The organism is Rhodoferax sp. GW822-FHT04A08 (assembly GCF_058801025.1).
Genome location: NZ_JBXAMW010000010.1, coordinates 165,697 through 175,551 on the forward strand (window position 1 = coordinate 165,697; position 9,855 = coordinate 175,551).

The following is a 9,855-nucleotide window of genomic DNA, read 5'->3' on the forward strand; positions in this document are numbered from 1 at the left end:
CTATGACTACTTCTTTCAGCACATTGCCCGAGTGGCTGGCCTATTGCGAACAGCTGCATCCCAAGAACATCGACATGGGCCTGGAGCGCGTGCGCACCGTGGCCGAGCGCATGCAGCTGCGCTTTGACTGCCCGGTCATCACCGTAGCCGGCACCAACGGCAAGGGCTCCACCTGCGCCATGCTGGAGTCCATCCTGCGCCAGGCGGGCTACAAGACCGGCGTTTACACCTCGCCGCATCTGGTGCACTTTGAAGAGCGCCTGCGCTTGAACGGCGAGCCGGTGGCTGCCGACGTGCTGGTGGCCGGCTTTGCGGCCGTGGAGCGGGCGCGCACCCAGGGCGAAGCGGTGTCGCTCACCTACTTTGAGTTCAGCACCCTGGCCATTTTTGATGTGATGCGCCAGTCCGGGCTGGACGCCATCGTGCTGGAGGTGGGGCTGGGCGGGCGGCTGGACGCGGTCAACATCATCGATACCGACTGCGCCATCATCACCAGCATCGACCTGGACCATATGGAGCTGCTGGGCAACGACCGCGAAGCCATTGGCTACGAGAAGGCCGGCATCATGCGCACCGACCGCCCGGTGGTGGTGAGTGACCCGGTGCCGCCGCAAAGTGTGCTGGACCGCGCCCTGGAAGTGGGCGCCGACCTGTGGCGTGTCGGGCAGGATTTCAACGTGACCGGCGACAAGCAGCAATGGGCCTGGGCCGGGCGCGGCAGGCGCTACAGCGGGCTGGCCTATCCGGCGCTACGCGGCGCCAACCAGCTGGTGAACGCCGCTGGCGTGCTGGCGGCGCTCACCGCCCTGCGCGAGAAGCTGCCGGTAACCGCACAGGCGGTGCGAAACGGCCTGGCCTTTGTGGAACTGACCGGGCGCTTCCAGATCATTCCGGGGCAGCCCACGCTGGTGCTGGACGTGGCGCACAACCCGCATTCGGTGTCCGCTTTGGCAGCCAATCTGGATGCCATGGGCTTTTTCCCGACTACGCATGCGGTGTTTGGCGCCATGGCCGACAAGGATCTGGCGCCCATGCTGGCCAAGGTCGGGCCCATGCTGGACCGCTGGTACTTTACCGACCTGCCCACGCCCCGCGCGGCCACTGGCGCTGCGCTCAAGACCGCCTGGGAAGCCCAAAACACCCGCAAGGACGCCAGCGCGCAGGCTTTTGCCTCGCCAACCCTGGCGCTGGAGGCCGCCATCGCCGCCGCAGACCCCGCTGATAGAATCGTCGTCTTCGGGTCCTTCTATACGGTAGGGGGCATTCTGCAGGCAGGTTTACCCCGTCTGCAGGCCGCTCATCTGGCCCCATAAACACTAACTTCCGCGTACGCGCATCCATGGCATTTTTCAAACTACGCAAAGCCGGTGGGGAGCAGCCGGCTCCGCCGCCCGCTCCTGAAAGCGTGGACGCCATGCGCAAGCGGGCGCGCTACCGGTTGGTGGGTGCAGCACTGCTGGTGCTGGCGGGTGTGATTGGTTTCCCCATCCTGTTTGACAACCAGCCGCGCCCGATTGCGGTGGACATTCCGATCGACATCCCCGACAAGACCAAGGTCAAGCCTCTGGCTGCCAGCGATTCCGCGCCGGTGGTGCAGCAGAGCCAGTCGTCCAGCCCGGCTGCTTCCGAACCTGCCCCGGCACCTGCTCCCGTGGCAGTCCCCGTAGCAGCTCCTTCCCCGGCACCGGCAGCTGCGCCTGCCAAGGATTCGAAGGACGCCAAAGCCCCTGCCAAGCCGGCGGAAAAGAGCAAGGCAGCCGACAAGGAAGAGGTCATCATCGCCCCGTCCAAGGCAGATGCCGCACGTGACAGCAAAGTGACAGCCAAGCCCATTGAAAAATCGGCCGACAAGCCCGCAGATAAGGCGTCTGACAAATCGGCCACAGGGCGCTTTGTGGTGCAGTTTGGCGCGTTCACCGATTCGGCCCGTGCGCACGAGGCACGCCTCAAGGTGGAAAAGCTGGGTCTGAAGACCTATGCGCAGATTGCCGAGACGCCCGAGGGCAAGAAGTTCCGCGTGCGGGTTGGCCCGTTTGAGAAGCGCAGTGATGCCGAGAAGGCCGCCGAGAAGATCCAGAAGGCCGGTCTGTCAGTCTCGATCCTGGGGCTCTAGCGGTGCTGGAGATATTGCCGCTGCTGGACTGGGTCTGCATAGGTATTTTGTTGGCGTCCATGGTGGTGGGCGCCTGGCGTGGTCTGGTGGTGGAAGTGCTGTCGCTGGCCGCCTGGGCTGTGGCCTTTGTGCTGGCGCAGTGGTTTGCCCCCGATGTGGCGGCCAAGCTGCCCATGGCGGGTGCGGGCGAACAGGTGCGTTACGCCGCCGGCTTTGTACTGATTTTTGTGGCCACGCTGTTTGCGGGCGCGTTGCTGGGTTTTGTGCTGTCCAAGGTGCTGTCGGCCGTGGGCATGGGCGCCATCAACCGTCTGCTGGGCGCTCTGTTCGGTGTGCTGCGCGGCGTGGTGTTGATATTGGCCATCACGGTGGTGGTGGGCATGACGCCCTGGAAGTCGTCACGCGAGTGGCAGGCTTCGACGGGCGTGCGTTGGGCAACATCAACGTTGGGGCTGTTGAAGCCGGTGTTGCCGCAAGAGTTCGGAAAATATTTACCTACTACGTGAGCGAAAAAACATGTGTGGAATAGTCGGCGTTGTCAGCAACGCACCGGTGAACCAGTTGATTTATGACGCCTTGCTGCTGTTGCAGCACCGCGGCCAGGATGCAGCGGGGATCGTGACCCAGCAAGAGCGCAAGTTCTTCATGCACAAGGCCAAGGGCATGGTGCGCGACGTGTTCCGCACCCGCAACATGCGCTCGCTGCCCGGCAACTGCGGCCTGGGTCAGGTGCGTTACCCCACCGCGGGCAATGCCTTCAGCGAAGAGGAAGCGCAGCCTTTTTATGTGAACGCACCGTTCGGCATCGTGCTGGTGCACAACGGCAATCTGACCAACGCGCACGCCCTCAAGAGCGAGCTGTTCAAGACCGACCACCGCCACATCAACACCGAGAGCGACTCCGAAGTGCTGCTCAACGTGCTGGCACACGAAGTCGAGCGCACCACCCGCGGCGCTGACCTGCAGCCGCAAGACCTGTTTGATGCCGTGAGCAAAGTGCACAAGCGCGTGAAGGGCTCTTACGCCGTGATCGCCCTGATTGCCGGCCACGGTGTGCTGGCCTTCCGCGATCCGTTTGGCATCCGTCCCCTGTGCCTGGGGCGCAATGACGAAGGCAATGTGGTGGTGGCCAGCGAGTCGGTGGCGCTGGAAGGCACAGGCCATGTGTTCGACCGCAACGTCAATCCCGGCGAGGCCGTGTTCATCGACCTGCAAGGCAAGGTGCATGCACAGCAGTGCGCCGAGTCGCCGGTGCTGAGCCCGTGCATTTTTGAGTATGTGTATCTGGCCCGCCCCGACTCGGTGATGGACGGCATCTCGGTGTACCAGGCGCGCTTGAACCTGGGTGAGACATTGGCCAAGCGCGTGGTCTCCACCGTGCCGCCCAATGAGATCGATGTGGTCATTCCCATCCCCGAATCCAGCCGCCCGAGCGCTGCGCAACTCGCGCAACTGCTGGGCTTGCCGTACCGCGAAGGGTTTGTGAAGAACCGTTATGTGGGCCGCACCTTCATCATGCCGGGGCAGGCGGTGCGCAAGAAGTCGGTGCGCCAGAAGCTCAACGTGATTGCCAGCGAATTCAAGGGCCGCAATGTGCTGCTGGTGGACGACTCCATCGTGCGTGGCACCACCAGCCGCGAGATCGTGCAGATGGCGCGTGACGCCGGTGCGCGCAAGGTCTACATGGCCAGCGCCGCGCCACCGGTGCGCTACCCCAATGTGTACGGCATCGACATGCCCACCAGCAGCGAGCTGGTGGCCCATGGCCGCACGGTCGAAGAGATCCGCCAGATCATCGGCTGCGATGCGCTGATCTATCAGGACGTGGACGCCATGAAGCGCGCCATCGGCTCGCTGAACAAGAACATCGCAGGCTTTGATGCATCCTGTTTTGACGGTGTGTACGTCACCGGTGACATCACCGATGCCGACATCAGCCGCCTGAACTCCAACCGCGTGGGCGGCGATGAAAACCAGGAAGACACTTCGCGCCTGGCCTTGCCCAACCACGAAGACTGAAAGCCGTTGGAAGCCATGAACGACAAGCAAACACCCAAAGACCTGCACCGCGATACACGCGCCGTGCGCGAGGCGGTGGAGCGCAGCCAGTACGGCGAGAACTCCGAAGCCCTGTACCTGACCGGCGGCTATGTGCAACCCTCTGCCGAAGCGGCGGCCCTGCGCTTTGCTGGAGAAGAAGAAGGCTTTACCTACGGCCGCTACGGCAACCCCACGGTCGCTAGTTTCGAAAAACGCCTGGCTGCCATGGAAGGCACCGAGGCCTGCATGTCCACTGCGTCCGGCATGTCGGCCATCCTGATGATGTGCATGGGCCTGCTCAAGGCGGGTGACCATGTGGTGTGCTCGCAGTCCATGTTCGGCTCCACTATCAAGCTGATTGGTTCGGACCTGGCCAAGTTTGGCGTGGAGTCCACCTTTGTGCCGCAAACCGATGTGGCCGCATGGCGCGCCGCTGTTAAGCCCAACACCAAGCTGCTGTTTGCCGAAACCCCGACCAACCCGCTGACCGAGGTGTGTGACATCCGCGCACTGGCCGACATTGCCCACAATGCCGGCGCACTGCTGGCCGTGGACAACTGCTTTGCCACGCCGGCACTGCAGCGCCCCATGACAATGGGTGCCGACATCGTCATGCATTCGGGCACCAAATATCTGGATGGCCAGGGCCGCGTCATGGCCGGTGCACTATGCGCCAGCCAGGAGATGGTGACCAAGAATTTCCTGCCGGTGCTCAAGAGCGCGGGCATGACCTTGGCGCCCTTCAACGCCTGGGTCGTGCTCAAAGGCATGGAGACGCTGGACATCCGCATGAAAGCCCAATCCACCAACGCCATGGCGCTGGGCCGCTGGCTGGAGCAACATGCCGGCGTGCAGCGCGTGTTCTACCCCGGCCTGCCCAGCCATCCTCAGCACGCGCTGGCGATGCAACAGCAGTCGGGCTGCGGCGGTGCAGTGTTGTCCTTTGAAGTCAAGGCGGCAGACCCCGAACAGGCGCGTGCACGAGCCTTCCACGTTCTCGACAGCATGCAACTGCTCTCGCTGTCTACCAACCTGGGCGACACCAAAACACTGGTGGCACACCCGGCCAGCACTTCGCATGGCCGCCTCACCGAGGGGCAACGCCAGGCCGCTGGCGTAACCCAAGGCCTGATCCGCGTTGCGGTCGGGCTCGAACACATTGATGACATCACCGCCGACCTGGCGCGTGGTCTGGATACTTTCTGACATGACCAAAACCCGTACCCGCTTTGCCCCGTCCCCCACAGGCTTCATCCATCTGGGCAACATCCGCTCGGCGCTGTACCCCTGGGCGTTTGCCCGCTCCACCGGCGGCGATTTCATTCTGCGCATCGAAGACACCGACGTGGAACGCTCCACCCAGGCTGCCGTGGACGTGATCCTCGAAGGCATGGCCTGGCTGGGCCTGACGCATGACGAAGGCCCGTTCTACCAGATGCAGCGCATGGACCGCTACAAGGAAGTGCTCAAGCAGATGCAGGACCAGGGCCTGGTCTACCCCTGCTACATGTCGGTGGAAGAGCTCGACGCACTGCGTGAACGCCAGATGGCGGCCAAGCAGAAGCCCCGTTACGACGGCACCTGGCGCCCCGAGCCGGGTAAGACCCTGCCGCCCATTCCCGAAGGCGTGAGGCCGGTGCTACGTTTCAAGAACCCGCAAGGTGGCGTCGTGGCCTGGGACGACAAGGTCAAGGGCCATGTGGAGTTCAGCAACGACGAGCTCGACGATCTGGTGATCGCGCGTCCGGACGGCACACCCACCTACAACTTCTGTGTGGTGGTGGACGATATCGACATGGACATCACCCACGTCATCCGTGGCGATGACCACGTCAATAACACACCGCGCCAGATCAACATCTTCCGCGCACTGGGCAAAGAGCCCCCGGTGTACGCCCATCTGCCCACCGTGCTCAATGAGCAAGGCGAGAAGATGAGCAAGCGCAATGGCGCCAAGCCGGTGACGCAATACGCGGCAGAAGGCTATCTGCCCGATGCCATGGTGAACTACCTGGCGCGCCTGGGCTGGAGCCACGGCGATGACGAAATCTTTACGCGCGCGCAGTTTCTGGAGTGGTTCAACCTGGACCACCTGGGCCGCAGCGCAGCCCAGTTCGACGAAGCCAAGCTGCGCTGGGTGAATGCCCAACACCTCAAGGCCATGAGTGGCGAGGCGCTGGCACCCTTGGTGGCAGAGCAGTTGGCCAAGCGCGGCATTGCAAGCGATGCACGTCTGCCGCGTCTGTGCGATCTGCTCAAGGACCGCTGCGACACGACTGTGGCACTGGCCGATTGGGTGGCGCGCTTCTATACCGATGTGGAGCCCGAAGCCGACATGCTGGCCCAGCACGTGACGGATGCCATCAAGCCGGCTCTGCATCTGCTGGCTACCAAGCTGGCAACGTGTGCGTGGGACAAGGCTTCCATTGCCGCAGCCATCAAGGAAGTGCTGGCCGAGTCGTCTCTCAAGATGCCCCAACTGGCCATGCCGGTGCGCGTGCTGGTGGTGGGTACACCGCAGACTCCATCGCTCGATGCAGTGCTGGAATTGCTCGATCGAGAAAAAGTAATTGAAAGACTTGGCTAGAGGTCAATTTTCACGCTATAATTTGAGGCTCGGAAATTGAGAATGTTCTAAAAAGCAATCTCAGGGAACCTAAGGGTTTTGGGGGTATAGCTCAGCTGGGAGAGCGCTTGCATGGCATGCAAGAGGTCAGCGGTTCGATCCCGCTTACCTCCACCAAGATTTTCGAGAAAACGGATACGTCCACAGGTTTTGACCCCATCGTCTAGAGGCCTAGGACATCACCCTTTCACGGTGAGTACCGGGGTTCGAATCCCCGTGGGGTCGCCAGGTTTTGCAGCAATGCATAGCAAGGCGCAAGTTGAAAACGGTCTTTCGCAAGAAAGACTCTTGGCTCGAAAGAGCGAAAGTTTTCACTACCAGGAGTGGTAGTTCAGTTGGTTAGAATACCGGCCTGTCACGCCGGGGGTCGCGGGTTCGAGTCCCGTCCACTCCGCCAAAATTGAAAAGCCATCAATCGCAAGATTGATGGCTTTTTTCTTTGTCGGCCCGATATCACGCTACCGCTACGATAGTCAGGATGTGCAGTACATCGGAATGCGACTGCCGATGGGCTTATGTACTGGAATGAACTTTGCACTGGTTCAGAGCCCTGGGAAACAACACAAGGTTTTTTTATGACAGGTTCCGTACGCAACATCCTTTCGCATCCCACGGCGCAATCGCTCTGGTCGGACACGGCCATACCGGCGCCCTCGACTCCCGCGTTACAGGAATCAACCTCTGTGGATGTGCTGATCGTCGGTGCGGGCTACACCGGCCTCTCTGCGGCCGTGCACCTGGCCGAGCGCGGTGCCAGCGTCTGCGTATTGGATGCGCACGAGCCAGGCTGGGGCGCATCGGGGCGCAACGGCGGCCAGGTCAACCCTACGCTCAAGCATGACCCCGACGAGCTCACGCGCATATACGGTGCTGAGCACTCCGAAAAGCTCATCGAGGCTGTCTCTGGGTCAGCCGACTTGGTGTTTGGTCTAATCGCACGCCATGCCATCGACTGCCAGCCGGTGCGCGCCGGGTGGCTACAGATGGGCTATACCGAAAAGGCAGTCGCCAGCATGCACGCCCGCGCGCGCCAGTGGGCGCGGCGCGGCGCACGCGTAGAGATGTTGGACACGACCATGCTGGCGCAACGTGTGGGCAGCAGCGCATTCGCGGGTGGCTGGCTGGATGGCAGGGCCGGCAGCATACAGCCGCTGTCCTACGCGCGGGGGCTGACGCGTGCAGCCCTGAATCTGAAGGTACAGGTCCATGGTCGATCGCCCGTCACCAACCTGGTCCGCCGAGGCGCACAGTGGACTGCGACCACGGCTGGCGGCGCGACGGTTACAGCGGCCCAGGTCGTGCTTGCCACCAACGGTTATACCGACGGGCTCTGGCCAGGCTTGGCAAAGACCGTGCTCGCTGCCAACAGTTTCATCGTGGCCACCGAGCCCTTGGGTGTGAAAGGGGATTTGATCCTGCCGGGTGGTGAGACAGCGTCTACCTCTCAACGCCTGCTGCTGTACTTTCGCAAGGATGCGCAAGGTCGTCTGCTCATGGGTGGCCGCGGTCACTTCCGGGACCCCGAAAGCAGCGTTGATTTCCGGCACTTGGAGCGCGCCGTGGCTTTGACATTCCCGCAGTTGGGCCCATTGCGTTACCAGTACCGCTGGTCGGGGCGCGTGGCGATCACCCGTGACTTCATGCCCCACATGCATCAGCCAGCCCCCGGCGTCACCATGGCACTGGGCTACAACGGGCGTGGTATCGCCCTTGCAACCTTGATGGGTCGGCAGGTGGCCGACATGTTGAACGGGACACGAGGGGCCGAAGGGGGGATTCCCGTGACGCCGCTGCAGCCCATTCCTCTACACGGACTGCAACGCGCCTATGTCGCGGCAGGTGTGGCCTGGTATAGCTTGCTCGACAAGCTATCCGGTTAGCACACCCAAACGGATGCGGGCAACAATGCCTGCACTTAGGCGCCCGATCAGGCCCGCGGCCCGAAATCCAACCGCGCGGACACGCGCTCACCCCAGCGCTCCTGCGGGTAGTAGTCCCAGATGGCATGGTGCTGCGTGGCCCAGTTGTCCCACAGCAGCAATGTGCCCGGCTCCCAGCGCACCCGGACCTGGAAGGACACCTGCTTTTCTATGTGGCGAAACAGGTGCTGCAACACGGAGTCGCTCTCGGAGCGTGTGAGCTGTACGATGTTGCGTGTGAAGGCCTCGTTCACATACAGGAATCGGTGGCCGCTGTGTGGGTGCTTGGCAACCACCGGATGCTCAGTTGCCGGAAAGATCGTTCCCGGCTCCGGCTTGGAGCCATAGCCCGCGGTCCAAGCCTCGGAGCCATCGTGAATGGCCGTGAGCTTATCCAGCAAAGTCTTGTAGGGTTCTGACAGGGATTCATAGGCCAGCACCATGTTCGCAAACGCGGTATCACCGCCGCCGCCCTCGGGTAACTTGGTGACATGCAGAAACGACGCCCAGATCGGGTTCTCGTCGCAGGACACATCGTGGTGCCAGGCGTCGCCTGCGGTAAAGCGGGAGTCCGGGCCGGTGCGCCACGCCAGGATCTCGGGGTCATCGGTGCCCCCGGCGATGGCGCGGCTTTTTGCCAGCACATGGCGGTGCAAGGTGCCAAAGCGGCGCGCAAAGCGTTTGTGTTGTTCTGAGGTCAGTGTCTGCCCTCTGAAGGCCAGCACCAGGTTCTCGCGCAGGGCGCGCTGGATTTCTTCAAACTGTTGATCCGGAACCTCCCTGGATAAATCGACGCCGTGTACATCCGCACCGATGGTGGGAGCAAGGCGCGTGACCTCAATGGTCTTGTAGGGTTCACGCGGACGGGAGGTCCAATCCTTGATGGCAGTCTTGTCGTTGAAGTCTTGGTAAAAGCTCATGGTGATGTCCAAAAAATAATAGAAACACCGGGAGCGTAAGTAGCTGCCACCTTTCGCCTGTTGATTCAAATCATCATCGTCTACGCGAAAAACGAATATCAAAAATTGGAATTTGTTGCTATCGTTGGTGCTGTGGGTTCCAGCCAAATTAATGCCTATGATTGAATCGCCTTGCACCATTCATATTCCCGTTGCAGACCTCCAAATCGCTGAGCGATGGTATTCAAAGGCATTTAA

General features: G+C 61.9%; 8 protein-coding genes and 3 tRNA genes. 10 read left to right on the forward strand and 1 reads right to left on the reverse strand.

Going from position 1 to position 9,855, the window contains the following annotated elements:
- Nucleotides 1-2: 2 nt before the first annotated feature.
- The 10 genes from folC (at nucleotide 3) to AC1RMF_RS18940 (ending at nucleotide 8,659) form a co-directional block, all read left to right on the forward strand.
- Nucleotides 3-1,313, forward strand: a complete 1,311-nt coding sequence (gene folC / locus AC1RMF_RS18895; RefSeq protein ID WP_493143523.1) for a bifunctional tetrahydrofolate synthase/dihydrofolate synthase — start codon at nucleotides 3-5, stop codon at nucleotides 1,311-1,313.
- 26 nt (nucleotides 1,314-1,339) lie between these two features.
- Nucleotides 1,340-2,113 carry an SPOR domain-containing protein gene (locus tag AC1RMF_RS18900; protein WP_493143524.1) on the forward strand — a complete coding sequence of 258 codons (774 nt, stop codon included), beginning with the start codon at nucleotides 1,340-1,342 and terminating at the stop codon, nucleotides 2,111-2,113.
- 2 nt (nucleotides 2,114-2,115) lie between these two features.
- Nucleotides 2,116-2,619 carry a CvpA family protein gene (locus tag AC1RMF_RS18905; protein WP_493143525.1) on the forward strand — a complete coding sequence of 168 codons (504 nt, stop codon included), beginning with the start codon at nucleotides 2,116-2,118 and terminating at the stop codon, nucleotides 2,617-2,619.
- Nucleotides 2,620-2,629: 10 nt separating this feature from the next.
- Nucleotides 2,630-4,132 carry an amidophosphoribosyltransferase gene (purF, locus tag AC1RMF_RS18910; protein WP_493143526.1) on the forward strand — a complete coding sequence of 501 codons (1,503 nt, stop codon included), beginning with the start codon at nucleotides 2,630-2,632 and terminating at the stop codon, nucleotides 4,130-4,132.
- A 15-nt stretch (nucleotides 4,133-4,147) separates the two neighbouring features.
- Nucleotides 4,148-5,359 carry an O-succinylhomoserine sulfhydrylase gene (locus AC1RMF_RS18915; protein ID WP_493143528.1) on the forward strand — a complete coding sequence of 404 codons (1,212 nt, stop codon included), beginning with the start codon at nucleotides 4,148-4,150 and terminating at the stop codon, nucleotides 5,357-5,359.
- 1 nt (nucleotide 5,360) lies between these two features.
- A complete protein-coding gene (gene gltX, locus AC1RMF_RS18920) occupies nucleotides 5,361-6,740 on the forward strand; it encodes a glutamate--tRNA ligase (RefSeq protein WP_493143529.1) in 1,380 nt (459 codons plus the stop codon).
- Nucleotides 6,741-6,820: 80 nt separating this feature from the next.
- A tRNA-Ala gene (locus tag AC1RMF_RS18925) sits at nucleotides 6,821-6,896 on the forward strand.
- 35 nt (nucleotides 6,897-6,931) lie between these two features.
- Nucleotides 6,932-7,007, forward strand: a tRNA-Glu gene (locus tag AC1RMF_RS18930).
- A gap of 92 nt (nucleotides 7,008-7,099) precedes the next feature.
- Nucleotides 7,100-7,176 (forward strand) — tRNA-Asp (locus AC1RMF_RS18935).
- 178 nt (nucleotides 7,177-7,354) lie between these two features.
- Nucleotides 7,355-8,659, forward strand: a complete 1,305-nt coding sequence (locus tag AC1RMF_RS18940; RefSeq protein ID WP_493143530.1) for an NAD(P)/FAD-dependent oxidoreductase — start codon at nucleotides 7,355-7,357, stop codon at nucleotides 8,657-8,659.
- 47 nt (nucleotides 8,660-8,706) lie between these two features.
- Here AC1RMF_RS18940 and AC1RMF_RS18945 read toward each other — a convergent pair whose 3' ends face one another.
- Nucleotides 8,707-9,618 (reverse strand): TauD/TfdA dioxygenase family protein, encoded by a 912-nt coding sequence (locus tag AC1RMF_RS18945; RefSeq protein WP_493143531.1) that lies wholly within the window; start codon nucleotides 9,616-9,618, stop codon nucleotides 8,707-8,709.
- Nucleotides 9,619-9,855 lie beyond the last annotated feature (237 nt).

Coding starts and splice junctions, on each gene's coding strand:
- folC (WP_493143523.1), top strand. CDS start 3: ATGACTACTTCTTTCAGCACATTGCCCGAGTGGCTGGCCTATTGCGAA.
- AC1RMF_RS18900 (WP_493143524.1), top strand. CDS start 1,340: ATGGCATTTTTCAAACTACGCAAAGCCGGTGGGGAGCAGCCGGCTCCG.
- purF (WP_493143526.1), top strand. CDS start 2,630: ATGTGTGGAATAGTCGGCGTTGTCAGCAACGCACCGGTGAACCAGTTG.
- AC1RMF_RS18915 (WP_493143528.1), top strand. CDS start 4,148: ATGAACGACAAGCAAACACCCAAAGACCTGCACCGCGATACACGCGCC.
- gltX (WP_493143529.1), top strand. CDS start 5,361: ATGACCAAAACCCGTACCCGCTTTGCCCCGTCCCCCACAGGCTTCATC.
- AC1RMF_RS18940 (WP_493143530.1), top strand. CDS start 7,355: ATGACAGGTTCCGTACGCAACATCCTTTCGCATCCCACGGCGCAATCG.
- AC1RMF_RS18945 (WP_493143531.1), bottom strand. CDS start 9,618: ATGAGCTTTTACCAAGACTTCAACGACAAGACTGCCATCAAGGATTGG.